Below are 15,064 nucleotides of genomic sequence, written 5' to 3'. Positions count from 1 at the left end.
TTATACGTTGAAATAAACGACAGCGCCAAGTCCACTGACGGCAATCAAATAAAAGACGATTGCGAGTCGTTTGTTTGCGGCAGAAATATCCTTTCGGACGAAGATCTTACTATACCGATACGTCAAAAATGCGAACACGAGCAATGCCAAAATCAATAATGGTTCCATTTGATTCCCCCCTTTTCTTTCTTATTCTACATCATTTCTGGTTTCGAATTGTTATATTTTACAAGTAAAGTGGTATATGCTTGATCCATATGTCATCAATCTAAAAATGAAATGAGGTTTACATGTTGAACACTACAACGATTTGCTGTCTTGTGGAGTCGAAGACACCTGGTTATCTTGTTCGGGAACTGCCGCCGCTTGGCATCCATGACGTCCACGTCCGCAATCTAGCCGGTGCCATCAGTATCGGTGCCGAACTTCCCCAATGGCTGGAACAAGACATGACCGAAACCAGCTATGACTATCCGCTCGAGACAGGATATGAAAGTTATGGTGAAGTGCTTGCAGTTGGTGACGCCGTCCAAATCGTCAAGCCCGGAGATCGGGTCGTCAGCTTCTATGGTCATCAAGATCAGGCGATCGTTCCTGAATCGAAAGTCATCCCGGTTCCTGCTCATATCTCACCACGTGAAGCTTTACTACTGATTCTGTCCTGTGACGCGGCAAAAGGCGTCCGAAAGCTAACATTGACACCCGACACAAGCGTCTTAGTTTCTGGAATGGGTACGATCGGTTTGCTGACGGTACATTACTTACGGCATTACGTTAACGTTCGTCAGATTGATATCCTCGAGCCGCTTACGTCCCGAGCGGAGTTAGCGCGTCAATTAGGTGCACGTGTCGTCACACCGGGTTCAAGTATGTATGACGCCGCCATCGAATGTTCCGGACGTCAAGCGGCCTTTGCCGAGCTTCAATCCGCTGTCCGTCCTCATGGTGCAATCTGCGTCTTATCGGACGGCAACCGGGAAGCCTTGACGTTGACGCCCGCGTTTCACGCAAAAGAACTTCAGATCGTTGCATCGAGTGACGGCTGGGACTACCGCAAGCATGCAGACTGGCTCTTTGCAGACGAGCGTCACGCGACATTGCCCGCTTTGTTCGAACACGAGACTTCGTTTTTGAAGCTTGCCAGTTGCTTCGCTAGCTTAATGGAAACACCAGATCTCCCAATCAAAGTATTCGTTGATTATGAGCAGACGAGCTGAACACCGTTCGGATCCGTACCTACGAGCGATACGTCGGAAAAGACTGCTTCTTGTAAGACGGTCTTCTCTCCGCGGACGGTTTGGATTTGTGAAATCGGTCGATCGAACAGTTTCGTTAAATCCGCCTCTAATCCTTCGCGCGGTGTAGTTAGAATTAAACGCTCAAGTGTCGTTCCATCAGTACCCGCAATTGCATCTTCATGGACTTGCAGTTCAATCCGTAATCCGTATGGTGTCTGCAAGAACGTCCGCCGCTCGTTCGCTTGGACCGTGAACGATAACGTTTCTGCGCGATCAAGAATCGTTTGCACGTCACCAGGCTGAATCAAAAATCCGATGTGATCGAAGCGAACCGTTTTTCCGAATCCGATCGTCACATTGACCGCTCCCCGTTTCATTTCAATGATTCGGAATAAAATTTGATCTGCTCGAAAATCATCCCATGATAGAGGTGGATTGAACGACGAAAATTCTCCGTCTTTCTTCCCGATCCGCTGGGAAACGTGAAATCCGCGTGCCGTGTACCAAGCTTCTGTTTCTTCCAAATGTGGTGTCCAAATATGGTAGTGAAATAGCATTTACATACACTCCTTTTTGTTGTTCCAATCGTTCCACGTCATCACTTCGACTTGGTTCGATTCATTCAAATATTGTCGTAATAACGGGAGGTGCGCAACACCGTACAAACAGACGATTCGTTCGTTCGCCTGAGCGAGGTGCAGTAAACGATTTGCGATCTTTTGATTGCGGACTCGCCAGTAGCGTTCAACCCAAATCCGACCGCTCTCCAGTCGTTCGATTTGATCATAGATTCTAGCCGACGCTGCAATCGTTTCTTCAGCGTGCAATCGATCGAGCCATTTGGAAAAAGACAACTGCTCCATCGCGTGCTCTAACTGTTGGGTCCGCTTCATCTCAGCCGCGACGATCGTCTCAAAGGCTTCCGGATGATGTGAACGGACGATTCCTAAATCCGGTACGCCGGGTACGACTTCGTTCCAATCGACCCCATGGAGATCTGCTACTCCTGCCATCCGGGCTAAGCGAAAGCCGATTTGTTGTCGTTCATTTTCGGTTAAATCGCTCTCGTGTTGATAGGTTTCATATGTATGTTGCAGGTCACTCATGCGTTCAGGTGCCGTCTCAAGGGCAACGCCTGTCGGTCGAAATGCATTCAATCGAGCAACGACTTCTTGAATTTCTCGTTGCCTTCTCTCTGACGCGACATCAAAAATTGCTGGACGAATCATGTCACCATTGGTCGGGCGATCGAGATGGAACATGCCTAACAGTAAAATCTGAGGTTTCATCTATCTCCCTTCTTTTCCTGATTTTACCTTATACTTGGTAAAGGAAGCGACTTTTACCAATCATGAATTTACGTTACTATTCAACGAATACTTATATAAGGAGGTTCCGATGAAAAAGATATTCGTCATTGTGTTCATTGGATTTTTATTCGGATGCAGTCAAACCGGTACAGAGGACGAAGCTAGTCATGCCATGATCGTCATTGTGAATAACAAAGAGTATAACGGAACAGAAGCTGAATTGGATGCATCTAAGCGACAAGGAGAAAAAATGAGTACGATATTAAAGAAAACAAAAGCATATGAAATGCCCCAAGCGAACAGTCAATCGAATCTTTTTTCAGTCGGCTCCACCATCTATTCTGTTAAAGGAACAGAAGATTTTATCATCGTAAAAGACAAAGAAAATAAAAAATGGCTTTTAAAAAAGGTAAGGGATATCAAAAAAAATTTGAATCAATGAGGTACTTTAACACTTTTAACGTGGTACCTCTTTAGAAGTACCAACAACAGAGATGTTTTGTACTTTTACACGAGGTATGGTGAGAAGCAATTAAAAAGTGGACAGATGGTGCCATCTGTCCACTTTTTTTATCCTGTTAAACTTGATTTAACGAGTAAAATTTTCCCGCTTTCCTCAGCATCGATATATGAAACGGCTTGGACATCAAGATGGATATCACGACCGAACAAACGGTACAGCCGTTCCATCAGAAGATGTTCGTCTGATTGACTGAACCGCTCTGCGTCCGGAACGTAGTAGATCGATACGCTATCTGTCGTCATTTGAACATATTGAATACGCTCGATACTATTTGGCAAATGTTTGACGAGACTCGACAGTTGCGCTTCAAAAATCTTTTGCCCATCCGGTTTTTGAATGAATACCCGCCCCCTGCCGTCAATCGATTCGATGATTGGTCCCGGGTGACCACAGGAACAGGTGCGCTGACTGAGCGTCATCCGATCTCCGACCCGGTAGCGAATGAGGGGGGTCCCGTGTGTATCAAAACTCGTCACAAGAATCTCTCCGTCTGTATCGAGTTCGATGATCCCCATCTCATGATGCAGATGTTTTTGACCAAACCGGCATTCCGAAACGATTGGTGCCCCTTCAGACGATGCATATTGATCAAAGACTGGTCCGTGAAACACTTCTTCGATGACTTGGCGCTCTTCCGCGTCGATCCGTTCAGCCGTCGGGAAAATCGCAATCGGTTGACACGTCAAGCGGATCCCTTCTCGCTTCGCGAACCGGGCGAGCTCAATCATCGCTGACGGAAGACCATCGATCGTTTCTGGTTGAAAACGTTCGATGGCTTCAAGATAAGCTGCCATCGTCCGTGGGGATAATCGTTTTACCGTGAACAAGAGTTGATTCGCCGCTCGATTCATTCGCCAGTAGACGTCCACCTGTTGACGCTCGGGTACGAGATCCTGTGCCGTAAAGCTGATTCGTCGCATGCCACGGTAGACACCGTGGGTCGCCTTGAAATAATCCAGATGGGCCATGCGAATTTGCATATCCGGTATCGTATATCGTACTTGCAGTGACGTGCCTGTCGTTCCGCCCGTTTTCCCTATGATTGGCGCAGCGACATCTGTTTGAATGTCCTCCATGTGTGTTCGTAATTTTTCTTTTGATAGTACAGGAATATGTTTTAGTTCGGATAAGTCCGTTAATGGTAGGCGAATGCCATGTGAAGCGAAGAGTTGACGGTAATAGGGACTGTGTTCCGTACAGAAGCGAAGGAAGTCATTTAATCGATCAAGTTGTTCCGCTTTGACGTCGATCGTCGTATGTTCTCGTTCGAGGAGCATCCGGAACCGTTCTTGATAGGCCGGTCCATAACGTTCGCGATGCAATTGATACCCATAGAGGGTTGTGAAGATGTGCTGGAGAAATAGAGGAGAGCGATTGTAGATTTGCTCTTTGATACCCATGTCATCACGTCCTTTCGCAAGGGAAGTAACGGTTTCGATGTCTCTACGATAGCCTATGTACCTGACAGGAATATGACAAAAATAAAGGAACATGTATCCTGACAAATTACTATCGCCTTGGACAGGTCCGACGATTTTCGCTCTACTATACTGAAAACAAGGAGGTGACAAGATGTGGCTCGAATCAATTCAACGCGTTATTGACTATATCGAAGATCATTTAGAAGATTCGCTCGATCTCAACGTTTTGACAAGGGTGGCGCAGATGCAAACGTATCCTTTACAACGGACGTTTTCGTTACTTGCGATGATGACCTTACCGGAATACATCCGGGGACGACGTCTGACGCTCGCAGCGCAACAATTGACACAGACGGACGAAAAAATCATCGATCTCGCCTTACGTTTTGGTTATGAGACGCCGGAAGCTTTTACGAAAGCTTTCAAACGTCAGCATGGTTGTTCGCCGACGTTGATGCGAAACGAGCGACGTCCGATTCACGCCTATAACCGCCTGAGCATTCAGGTGACCTTGAAGGGACTGGAGCAAATGGATTACCAACTCATCGAACGACCGGCTTTACAAATTTCAGGATGGCGAAAACATTTCCCGACGCAAGATGGTGCCCAACAACAACTGATTCCGTTGTTTTGGAATGATGTGAATCATTCCGGTCAAGATGCTACCTTGTTTAAACAAAATGACGGTCAGATTGAAGGTGTGATTGGTGTCTGCTCCAATTTCACCGAAGCATCGATGGATTATTGGATCGCGACGACGACAACGGAAGTTCTGCCCGGTCAGGAAACGATGACGATTCCGGCGAGTCTTTGGGCGACGTTTCCAGTCGTTGGTCCAATGCCGCATGCCATTCAAGAGATGTGGCAGCGTATCTATCAAGAGTGGCTCCCATCGCATGGATATGAGCCGTTACCGCACGCAGAACTCGAAGTCTATTCGGCAGGCGACCCATCTGCCGCCGATTATCAATCTGCCATTTGGATTCCGGTGCGACCACGCGACTGACGGTTTCAGGACACACGAAAAAGCGAGATCACCGGTGATCTCGCTTTTTCGTGTGTCATGCATACTGTTGTTTAATCAGTAGTGTCTTTCCACTGATTTCTTTCGGAATTTCCGGTACCGCGCGCATGACGACATTCAATTGTCCGTCAAACAGTCGGTCCAGAACAAAAAATAGTTTCTTCTCATGTTCTTTCTCGAAGCATCGTTCATCCGGAACATATAATAAAACAATCTCATCCCGCGTCTCTTGAATGTATTGTACGCGTTCGATACAGTTCGGGAACGCTCGAACGATTCCCGCAAGTTCGCCTTCAAAGACACGGTGTCCGTTTCTGAGTTGAATGAAGCTTCTCCCCCGTCCGTCGATCGAAGCGATGATCGGACCTTGATGACCACAAGGACACGTTTCCTGACTGAGCGTCATCCGATCGCCGACGCGGTAACGGACGAGAGGTGTTCCGTGCGTATCGAAGCTCGTCACAAGAATTTCGCCATCTTCATCGCGTTCTATGATTCCCATCTCATAATGTAAATGTTTTTTCCCATACGGACATTCGGCGACGATTGGTGCCCCTTCTGACGACGCATACTGATCATAGATCGGTGCATGGAAGACGTCTTCGATGAGTGCTCGTTCTTCTGCCGTCATCATCTCTGCCGTCGGGAAAATCGCTTTCGGTCGAAACGTACAGGTCATCCCATATTTTTTAGCATATCGTGCGACTTCGATCATTCCTGAAGGCAAACCATCAATCGATTCCGGCTGAAACCGATTCAGTTGTTCGATGTATGCAGCAGCGGTTTTCGGATTAATATTTTTGATCGAAAACAACATCTGATTGATGACTTTATTCGTCCGCCAATAAACCGGTGCCTTTTGTTGCGGGGAAGCAAGCGTTTGACCGGTAAAACTTGCACGGCGCATCCCTTGATCGACTCCATGGGTCCACTTGAAGAAGTCAAGATGCGCCATTCGGATTTGCATATCTTCCTTTGTATAATGCACTTGAATCGATTTACCAGTCGTTCCGCCCGTTTTTCCGAGAATCGGGGCATGGACGTGCGCATGGACGTCCTCATTTTGTTGGCGTAAGATTTCTTTCGTCAAAGGGGGAATCTGTTTTAGTTCGTCAATCGATTGTAACGGGAGCTCTAGTGCAATGGTAGAAAACAATTCCTGATAGTATGGACTATGTGTTTGGCAAAAAGAAAGGAAGTCGTTTAATCGATGCAATTGTTCTGCTCGAACGTCAACTGGTCGTCCTAACTTCTGTTTCAGTTCTTGTAAACGTTGCTGATAGGCGGGACCGTATCGTTCATGGAACAGGCGACGTCCTTGTAAAGTCGTCAACAAGTTTTGGATGAAAATCGGTGAGTGAAAGTAGATCGATTCTTTGAGCTGCATGATGTCACTCCTTCCATAGTTAGACCACCTTTTACTGATACTTTCATCTTATTTCCAGTCGCCGCCCATCTCAATTAGTTCTTCGTGAATAAACTTAGCTTTTATTTTCATGGCGATTTATTTTAATGAACTCTGATTCACGAACATCTTCTTACCGATTCTTGAACTTACAACTTTTCTTCCCTCACAAAAAATCCGATTGATGAAGAGGAGTTTCTTCATCAATCGGATTCATACGAGTGGCATTACGATTTCGCACCTTTTTGTAGCATCTGACATCCGTAAGCCCGCAATTTAATCGCTTCGAGTACGAGCGACATCTGTTGCTCATCCAATCGTTCAATCAGCTCGATGATCGTGATCGTCGTTCGTCCATTATACAATTGGACGATCAAATGGATGATTGCTTCTAACGCTGGACTCGGATAGGGTTCAGCCAGAAATTCACGATCAAAAAACTCACCACTATCCGGAAAGAAGTAATCCGAGAACCGTTCGAGCACTTCTGGCTGTCCTGTCGCAAGGTACAGCATCGAGACCATCGCTGCATCTTCTCGTTGTTTCGGCTTTAAACGTCTCCACAACAGATCGAATCGTCGTTCATGTCCCTCTTGCATGAATTGTATCGTCTGCATGGTTGAAGCCCCCTTTGTTTTCATACTTCCTGTTGGTTCTTTTCCATATGTTACTATTCCCTATTCCATTCAACTGAATCGTCTCAGCATATCCTCTTGCGATTGAACCGACTCGATTGGGGGTACATTACAACAGATATAAGAGAGGAGTTTACATCCATGCCAACGCGCCTAGCTTTAGCCGGAGCCACCGGATACATTGGTCACAATTTACTGAACGAACTAAAGAAAAAATATGACGTCATCGCCCTTTCACGAAATGGTGACGACAAGGACAATGAGGAACGCGTCGAATGGCGATCGTGCGACCTCTTTTCTCTAGACGATACGATCGCTGGTATGAAAGGAGCAGACATCGCTGTCTACCTCGTCCATTCGATGATGCCATCTGCTAAATTGACACAAGGATCGTTTGAGAATATGGACTTATTGTTAGCCGATAACTTCGCCCGTGCCGCAAAAGAAAACGGCATCCGGCAAATCATCTACTTAAGTGGTATCATCCCCGAGGAAACAGAAAATCTATCGCGTCACTTAAAGAGTCGACTTGAAGTCGAACGCGTTCTCGGTGCGTACGGAACACCGGTGACGACGATCCGTGCTGCGTTAATCGTTGGTCCTAAAGGTTCATCGTTCCCAATCTTATCGAAACTCGTCAAACGCTTACCCGTCATGGCACTCCCACGATGGACACGTAACAAGACACATCCTGTCGCCTTACCAGACGTCATTCATGCTCTTGGTGAAAGTGTCGATCGCGATGATGTCAAAGACCGGGCCATCGATATCGGTGGTCCGGAAGCGATGACCTATAAAGAGATGATCCTTAAAACAGCCGACATCATGGGTAAACGACAACCGACGATCGATATTCCTTTATTGACCGTTAAATTATCCCGCCTTTGGGTGACACTCGTGTCCGGAGAACCAAAAGAAACCGTCTATCCACTCGTTGAAAGCATGGTCCATGAGATGGTCGCAGATCCTGAAAAAATGGTTCCCGGCATCAGTGACGGCAAAATCACATTCGAACAATCAGTCCGAGATGCGTTAAAAGAGGAGGAGGAACAAAAAGGATCTTCTTCCTCGTCGTCTTCGACACCAGACGTCCTTGACGTCCGATCGGTACAACGTGTTCTTTTGCCAAAGGATCGCGATGCCGACTGGGCAGCTGACGATTATATGAACTGGTTGTCATCATTTGCCCGCCCCTTCCTATCGTCAACCGTGAAAGATCAAGTCGTTGGAATCCACATTCCGTTTTACGAACAACCGCTGCTTGAATTGACGAAGGAACCGGTTCACGATCGACAAATGGCGACATACCGGATTACCGGCGGATTGTTCGCAAAAGTCGAGCAAGACAGCCGTGGCCGGATTGAATTCCGGCAAATTCCCGGTACGCAGGAATGTATCATCGCCATCCATGAATTCGTCCCTGCGCTACCGTGGATACTCTACAAGGCAACACAGGCGAATGTTCACCTGCTCGTCATGTATCTCTTCAAATTACACTTGTTGCGCCGGATTCATTCGACGGAACAAGAATCGACACGCGCGGACGAAATCGTTCCGTCCTCTTAATGCCAATCAAAACAATCCGCCTCTTACTGGGCGGATTGTTTTTGTCGTTTGCGGAAGGATGACGAAACGGAAAAAATCGTGATACACTGGACGATGACTGAAAGAAAGGGGTTTCACTGCATGCGCTCATTTGAGGAACGATTATCGAACCAACTCGAGGCGACGGCTTCACTCGCCACATTGATTCAACCTTCAACGGATCAACTCCGTTTAGATAAACTAGATAAATTTGCTAGCAAACTATTAAAACGAGAGTTCACGATTGCGTTTGCTGGTCATTTCTCGGCTGGAAAGTCGAGCATGATCAACGCCTTGACGGGTGAATCGGTCTTACCGACGAGTCCGATTCCGACGAGTGCAAACATCGTGACACTTCAGCAAGGTGAGACGGATTCAGCAATCGTTCACTTTCATGAACAACCGTCTGTTCGTCTGACAGCAACAGAGCAAGAGGAGCATCTTCAATCGCTTGGGAAAAGTGGTGATGTCCGACAAATCGATTTGACGCATGCCGCGTCCGCGCTGCCTCCTGGTCTCGTCTTAATGGATACGCCAGGCGTCGACTCGGTCGATGATGCCCACCGGGTATCAACGGAGTCTGCCCTTCACTTGGCTGACATCTTGTTTTACGTCATGGACTACAATCATGTTCAATCCGAATTGAACTTCATGGTGACGGATGAATTACAAGCTGCCGTGCCGGAATTATATTTAATCGTCAATCAAATCGATAAACATCGTAACGATGAACTATCATTCGACGCTTTCCGCCGCTCGGTTCATGCGTCCTTCGCTGAACACGGTGTCGTGCCGAAAGGAATCTTCTTTACGAGCCTACGGGACCCAGCCCATCCGCATAACGATTTCACGGAAGTCGAACAGCTCGTCAAACAAAGCATTCGGGACGCTCAACCGAAGTTGTTGACTTCTGCCGCTTTGACACTCGAAAGTCTTCACCAGGAGCATACACGTTATCTCACACGTCTCGTCTCAGAAACACACGAGACGATGGCTGAGCAATTGAATGACGCTGAACGACGGGATCCGGCGAAAATCGAAACCGAATTAACGCGTGTCTCGCAACAATTAGAAGCACGCCAACCGGACCGCTGGGTACAGACGTTTTCGCTTCATCGGGATCAACTCTTGAAAAATGCGACATTGATGCCATTTGAGTTACGCGAGAAGATGCGCCGTTTCCTCGAGTCACGTCAGCGTGATTTCAAGGTTGGATTATTCCGTAGCGCGAAAAAAACGGAAGCGGCTCAAGCAGAGATCGCACAAGACGTGCTCCGTGCCTATCAGACAGTGACCGCTTCCGAAATTTCGCTTCATTTACGTAACTTGATGAAACAATCATTACGTGACCTTGGTCTCCTGCAGGATACGCATATCGTCGCAATCGATCAGCTATCACTCGACCCACCGCTTTCCGTACTCGAAAGTGCCTTGCCAACCGGTATTACGATCACAGGTGAATCAGTGCTCCAGTTCACGAATCGTGTCGCCGAACAGACACAAGCGTGGTTCGTCAAGGAAACGAACGCGTGGCGTGAGCTTGTTCGTCAAGAGTTGACGGCAACTTTCCCGAAAGAACAAGCTGAACTATTGCAACAACAGACGTCACTACAGCATAAATGGAATAGCGTTCAAGCATGGCAACAGGCTACCGTAGCACTCGAGCGATATGAGCATGACGTTGCCAATCCATCTGACCAACAACTCGAACGGGCTCGGACGCAAGTCTCAGTTTGGGAGGAGCAATTGATTCAGCAAGAAGCGGCGATCGTTTCCTTTACCGGGTATGAATCGGTGACAGAAACTACTGCGTTTGAAGTTGCGACGACGATCAGTGAGCAACAAGCCGTCCGTTATGCACCGGAAGACGTCGCTCAAATCCGTCAGCATCTAAATGGTCTTCAAGGTTTTGAAGATGCTGTCGCTTATTTGAATGACAAATTGGACCGACTGACACATCAATCGTTCACGATTGCCTTATTCGGTGCCTTCAGTGCTGGGAAATCGTCGTTTTGCAATGCCTTACTCGGAGACAAGGTCCTCCCGGTCTCTCCGAATCCGACGACCGCATCGATCAACCGGATTCACCCTGTTGACGCTGCACACCCGCACGGCGTGGCAGAAGTCACGTTCAAGTCGGAAGCAGCGATGCTCGAGGACTTAAATGAAGCGATGGTCGGAACGATGACATTCGAGTCAACGAAACAGGCATACGATACGCTCTTATCACGTGCCGCGTCACTGACGGACCCGTTCTTGCGTGCTTTCTTGAAAGGATTCCCTGCCGTTCAATCCTTCATCGGTACCGCTCAGACGGTCGATCAAGACGCATTTAAACTGTATGTCGCGCAGGAAGAACGAAGCTGTTTCGTAGATGTCATCGATTTCTATTACGATAGTCCGTTAACACGTCTCGGCGTGACGCTCGTCGATACGCCAGGAGCAGATTCAATCAATGCCCGTCATACTGATGTCGCTTTTGATTACATCAAGAACGCGGATGCGATCTTGTTCGTCACGTACTTCAATCATGCCTTCGCCCGCGCTGACCGTGAATTCTTGATTCAACTCGGTCGTGTCAAAGACGCATTCGAACTCGATAAGATGTTCTTCCTCGTCAATGCGATTGATCTCGCTGCTTCAGATAGCGAACGTCAAGATGTCTTGAACTATGTCGCGACGGAATTGCAACGCTTCGGGATTCGGTCGCCCCGACTCTATGGAGTCTCGAGCTTACAAGGACTCACCGAAAAGCAACAAGAGCGATCGGATTCAACTTCCGGTCTACCCGAATTCGAGGAGGCATTCCATCACTTCCTTGCAGAGGACTTGACCGGTCTTGCCAAAGTCTCGTTGTCTGAGCAGACGGAAAAGACCGTCCAGCGACTCGAACGATTTATCGCTGCGACTGAAGCGAATCTGTTGCGAAAAGAAGAACGGTTGGCTGAGCTGTCTACTCTAGAACAGCAGGTCACGGATCGTTTCGAAGACAATCGCGCCGCTGTGATCGAACCTGCACTCAAAGCAGAGATCCATGAGCTGTTGCACCATGTCGTACAACGCATTTATTACCGTTTCCCTGACTTTTTCAAGGAAGCCTATAACCCTGTTCGTTTTGCTCAAACTGGCAAAGGAGTGGCATTACAGGATGCGTTAACGGAACTGTTGACGTTCCTTCGGTTCGATTTTGAACAAGAGCTCCGGGTTACGCATTTCCGTGTCGACCAATGGCTCGAAGCGGCCATGATCCGGCGTCAACAAGAGGAGCAACAGTTGCTAGAGCAATGGAACGAATCCTTCCAGCTCGCGCCTGTTACGGTCTCTCGATTAAACGAAATGACATTCGACGGGCCCTTCGAAGATGCAACGCCTTATATCGGCGTCAAACGTCATTTCCGGAATGCGAAAGCCTTCTTCGAGAAAAATGAGAAGGAGCAGTTGAAGGAAGAGCTGGCGACGTTAACCAAACAAGAAGCACTCGCGTACACTGCCACTCAAGAAGAACGCTTGCTGGCAGTCGCGACGGCACATCTGGATGTTTCTTTGACCGCCGTTTCAGAGCACCTGTTACGTCAAACACTCGAGCAACTTGAGAGTGAACGCGCGACGTTACAGGCACAAGAGACGCTGACTCCTTATAAACAAGCAGCAAAGCAGATTCGCAGTCTGACGCAACACGTCACTTCTTGAAACACGATCGCTCCAACGTAAAAGAGGCTGACCCAACAGTCAGTCTCTACAAAGATAAGGGTGGCAGAATTATGATCTGCCACCCTTATCTTGTAAAAATAGAATGACCCGTCACACGCCACTCCTACAGGAAAAAGCGCATTTTTGCGCTGTCAGAGACAAACAAGCCCGTTTTCCTGCTTCATTCCAGCATGAAAACGGGCTTGTTTGTCTCGCCTGAGGAAAGGGCGTGAATAGACGAATCATTCTTTTTTTGAGTCAGTCCCCTTTTTGATTGCCTTCTCGTTAACGCGATGGCGTTGGCCAATACGACTGAAAATAGTGGACGATGTATTGGTGGACGTGCCGGACAACAGGACGTAATTCCGTCCCGACGAGTCGGTTCAACGAGACATCCCATAACATCGGTGGATCGAACGGGATGATTTTAATGTCATCCGCATGATGAAACCGTAGTATCGGCTCCGGTAGGATTGAGATGACGTCAAGTTCTTGGACCATCCCGATCAACAAGTCCCATGCCCCTGACATGAAGAAGATATTCGGCTCTTGCTGCACTTTACGAAACTCCGATAGTATTTGATGATGTAACATGAATCGATCGTTCAAGATGACAAGTGGTTCATTTCCGATATCACGATACGATAACGCTTCTTTGGCTTGAAACGGGTGATTCGGACGCACGGCGACGACGACCTCATCTTCGATCAATCGAAAACGTTCGATACCATAGGATTCGCCCGGTTCAATCAATATGGCCAAGTCGAGTTCTTCAAGTAACAGTCGACGCTTGAGTTCAAACGCCCCCTCTTCGATGATTTCGAGTTCGATGCCTGGATGTTCCGCCATGAACTTCGGAATCAACTGCGAAAATAAAACTGGTAATATGACGGGTGGGATGCCGAGACGGACCTTTCCTCGGACGACGTTCGAACGCTCACGCAGATGACCCATCAATGCTTGATGACGTGTCAGAACGATCTTCGCATCCTCATACAATTGACGTCCCGTTTCCGATAATCCTGTCAACCGTCCGTGCTTTCGAATGAACAGTTCTACTTGCTCCAGCTGTTCGAAGTCGCGGATCATCTGACTAAGCGCCGGTTGCGAGATTGACAAGTGCTTCGAAGCACGCGTTAAATTATAGCCTTGCTCGACGATCGTCGTAAAAAAGAGCAATTGTCGAATATCCACTTACATCCCCCCTTATTCATCAAACCAGCGATTTTTTTTGAAGAACAGAATCATTCCTAAAGCGAGGAGTCCCATTGCCCCTAACGTTACGAAATAACCATACCGGGTCGTCAGTTCTGGCATGTGTTTGAAGTTCATGCCATATATACCTGCGATGAACGTCAACGGCATGAAAATCGTCGTGAAGATCGTCAATGTCTTCATGATACTATTCATCCGGTACGAGTTGAGAGAGATGAAATTATCCCGAAACTCAGACGTCATCAATCGATTGTATTCGATCATTTCCGATAATTTCAATAAGTGATCGTATAGATCGCGAAAGAATGCCTGTTTCTTCGGATGAATCGATAACCGCTTCGATTCGACGACACGGTACAATAAGTCCCGCATCGGCATGACCGTCCGCGAGATTCGAAGTAACCGCGCGCGTAGTTCGAAAATCTCCTCCATCAACCGACGATCATTGCCACGCGTTCGGTAGCGTTCCTCAAGAGCAAACAATTCATCTTCCGTCGCATGAACGATCGGAAAATACCCGTCGACGATCTTATCCATGATTTTATGTACGAGGTCGACTGTTTCTTGTTTGTCGAGGCGTTGGCTACACTGTTCAAACACGATATCAATTTCTGGTGAAGATTGCTCATGGTAGCTAACGAGATGCCGATCACTTGCGAACAAATTGATTTCACGACTCGTCAACGTTCCTTCATCGAGCGCATGAAGGACAAAAAAGCTATGTTCTGTATAATATTCAAGCTTCGGACGTTGTAAGTAATGAAAACAATCTTCAATCGCCAGTGGATGAAAATCAAAGACCTCAATCAATTTTTGCTTTTCTGCATCTGTCGGTTGATCAAAATCAACGAAATAACGTGTGATGCCCGATTCCTGTATCCGACTTACATCATCGGTCAAAATGATTGTGTCATTCGCATCGATCAGTATACAACGAATCAACTTTTTCTCCCCCTTTCCCTATGTAAGCGTACTACATTTTTTCACATGCAACAAAAAAGGATTCCTCCGAAGAGAAA

General features: G+C 47.4%; 13 protein-coding genes. 5 read left to right on the top strand and 8 right to left on the bottom strand.

The features are described 5' to 3' along the window. Positions 1 to 168, bottom strand: a complete 168-nt coding sequence (locus AYO36_RS16730; RefSeq protein ID WP_156501824.1) for a hypothetical protein — start codon at positions 166 to 168, stop codon at positions 1 to 3. A 122-nt stretch (positions 169 to 290) separates the two neighbouring features. Here AYO36_RS16730 and AYO36_RS05850 point away from each other — a divergent pair, with 122 nt between their 5' ends. Then, positions 291 to 1,217: a zinc-dependent alcohol dehydrogenase gene (locus AYO36_RS05850; RefSeq protein ID WP_064299737.1), complete on the top strand. Its 927-nt coding sequence runs from the start codon at positions 291 to 293 to the stop codon at positions 1,215 to 1,217. Here the strand turns inward: AYO36_RS05850 and AYO36_RS05845 are convergent. Both AYO36_RS05845 and AYO36_RS05840 read right to left on the bottom strand, forming a co-directional pair. Next, positions 1,199 to 1,795: a hypothetical protein gene (locus tag AYO36_RS05845; protein ID WP_064299736.1), complete on the bottom strand. Its 597-nt coding sequence runs from the start codon at positions 1,793 to 1,795 to the stop codon at positions 1,199 to 1,201. The genes AYO36_RS05850 and AYO36_RS05845 overlap by 19 nt on opposite strands. Further along, positions 1,796 to 2,527 carry a DUF5694 domain-containing protein gene (locus AYO36_RS05840; protein WP_064299735.1) on the bottom strand — a complete coding sequence of 244 codons (732 nt, stop codon included), beginning with the start codon at positions 2,525 to 2,527 and terminating at the stop codon, positions 1,796 to 1,798. 109 nt (positions 2,528 to 2,636) lie between these two features. Between AYO36_RS05840 and AYO36_RS05835 the strand changes: the two genes are divergently transcribed. Next, positions 2,637 to 2,990 (top strand): hypothetical protein, encoded by a 354-nt coding sequence (locus AYO36_RS05835; RefSeq protein WP_064299734.1) that lies wholly within the window; start codon positions 2,637 to 2,639, stop codon positions 2,988 to 2,990. Positions 2,991 to 3,118: 128 nt separating this feature from the next. On the opposite strand, the gene AYO36_RS05830 is transcribed toward AYO36_RS05835, so the two are convergent. Next, positions 3,119 to 4,471, bottom strand: a complete 1,353-nt coding sequence (locus AYO36_RS05830; RefSeq protein ID WP_064299733.1) for a phenylacetate--CoA ligase family protein — start codon at positions 4,469 to 4,471, stop codon at positions 3,119 to 3,121. Positions 4,472 to 4,643: 172 nt separating this feature from the next. Between AYO36_RS05830 and AYO36_RS05825 the strand changes: the two genes are divergently transcribed. Further along, positions 4,644 to 5,498, top strand: coding sequence for an AraC family transcriptional regulator (locus tag AYO36_RS05825; RefSeq protein WP_064299732.1), 855 nt, complete (start codon positions 4,644 to 4,646; stop codon positions 5,496 to 5,498). 55 nt (positions 5,499 to 5,553) lie between these two features. Here the strand turns inward: AYO36_RS05825 and AYO36_RS05820 are convergent, their stop codons facing one another. Together AYO36_RS05820 and AYO36_RS05815 are read right to left on the bottom strand one after the other, a co-directional pair. After that, positions 5,554 to 6,903, bottom strand: a complete 1,350-nt coding sequence (locus AYO36_RS05820) for a phenylacetate--CoA ligase family protein (protein ID WP_064299731.1) — start codon at positions 6,901 to 6,903, stop codon at positions 5,554 to 5,556. Positions 6,904 to 7,148: 245 nt separating this feature from the next. Next, positions 7,149 to 7,538, bottom strand: coding sequence for a hypothetical protein (locus AYO36_RS05815; RefSeq protein ID WP_035397030.1), 390 nt, complete (start codon positions 7,536 to 7,538; stop codon positions 7,149 to 7,151). 159 nt (positions 7,539 to 7,697) lie between these two features. Here AYO36_RS05815 and AYO36_RS05810 point away from each other — a divergent pair, with 159 nt between their 5' ends. After that, positions 7,698 to 9,122, top strand: a complete 1,425-nt coding sequence (locus AYO36_RS05810) for an NAD(P)H-binding protein (RefSeq protein WP_064299730.1) — start codon at positions 7,698 to 7,700, stop codon at positions 9,120 to 9,122. 120 nt (positions 9,123 to 9,242) lie between these two features. Then, on the top strand, positions 9,243 to 12,830 hold the full coding sequence (locus AYO36_RS05805; protein WP_064299729.1) for a dynamin family protein: 3,588 nt from the start codon (positions 9,243 to 9,245) through the stop codon (positions 12,828 to 12,830). A gap of 285 nt (positions 12,831 to 13,115) precedes the next feature. Here the strand turns inward: AYO36_RS05805 and AYO36_RS05800 are convergent, their stop codons facing one another. Together AYO36_RS05800 and corA are read right to left on the bottom strand one after the other, a co-directional pair. Then, complete coding sequence (locus tag AYO36_RS05800) at positions 13,116 to 14,024, bottom strand: LysR family transcriptional regulator (protein ID WP_050677213.1); 909 nt, start codon at positions 14,022 to 14,024, stop codon at positions 13,116 to 13,118. A gap of 12 nt (positions 14,025 to 14,036) precedes the next feature. Beyond that, positions 14,037 to 14,987 carry a magnesium/cobalt transporter CorA gene (gene corA / locus AYO36_RS05795; protein WP_064299728.1) on the bottom strand — a complete coding sequence of 317 codons (951 nt, stop codon included), beginning with the start codon at positions 14,985 to 14,987 and terminating at the stop codon, positions 14,037 to 14,039. Positions 14,988 to 15,064 lie beyond the last annotated feature (77 nt).

The sequence above is a fragment of the Exiguobacterium sp. KKBO11 genome, assembly GCF_001644945.1.
In the GTDB taxonomy this organism is placed as follows: Bacteria; Bacillota; Bacilli; order Exiguobacteriales; family Exiguobacteriaceae; genus Exiguobacterium_A; species Exiguobacterium_A abrahamii.
This window is presented reverse-complemented; position numbering and strand designations above follow the sequence as displayed.

Bases quoted from the DNA above. Each gene is read 5' to 3' on its own strand.
- AYO36_RS16730 (WP_156501824.1), bottom strand. From the start codon at position 168: ATGGAACCATTATTGATTTTGGCATTGCTCGTGTTCGCATTTTTGACG.
- AYO36_RS05850 (WP_064299737.1), top strand. From the start codon at position 291: ATGTTGAACACTACAACGATTTGCTGTCTTGTGGAGTCGAAGACACCT.
- AYO36_RS05845 (WP_064299736.1), bottom strand. From the start codon at position 1,795: ATGCTATTTCACTACCATATTTGGACACCACATTTGGAAGAAACAGAA.
- AYO36_RS05840 (WP_064299735.1), bottom strand. From the start codon at position 2,527: ATGAAACCTCAGATTTTACTGTTAGGCATGTTCCATCTCGATCGCCCG.
- AYO36_RS05835 (WP_064299734.1), top strand. From the start codon at position 2,637: ATGAAAAAGATATTCGTCATTGTGTTCATTGGATTTTTATTCGGATGC.
- AYO36_RS05830 (WP_064299733.1), bottom strand. From the start codon at position 4,471: ATGGGTATCAAAGAGCAAATCTACAATCGCTCTCCTCTATTTCTCCAG.
- AYO36_RS05825 (WP_064299732.1), top strand. From the start codon at position 4,644: ATGTGGCTCGAATCAATTCAACGCGTTATTGACTATATCGAAGATCAT.
- AYO36_RS05820 (WP_064299731.1), bottom strand. From the start codon at position 6,903: ATGCAGCTCAAAGAATCGATCTACTTTCACTCACCGATTTTCATCCAA.
- AYO36_RS05815 (WP_035397030.1), bottom strand. From the start codon at position 7,538: ATGCAGACGATACAATTCATGCAAGAGGGACATGAACGACGATTCGAT.
- AYO36_RS05810 (WP_064299730.1), top strand. From the start codon at position 7,698: ATGCCAACGCGCCTAGCTTTAGCCGGAGCCACCGGATACATTGGTCAC.
- AYO36_RS05805 (WP_064299729.1), top strand. From the start codon at position 9,243: ATGCGCTCATTTGAGGAACGATTATCGAACCAACTCGAGGCGACGGCT.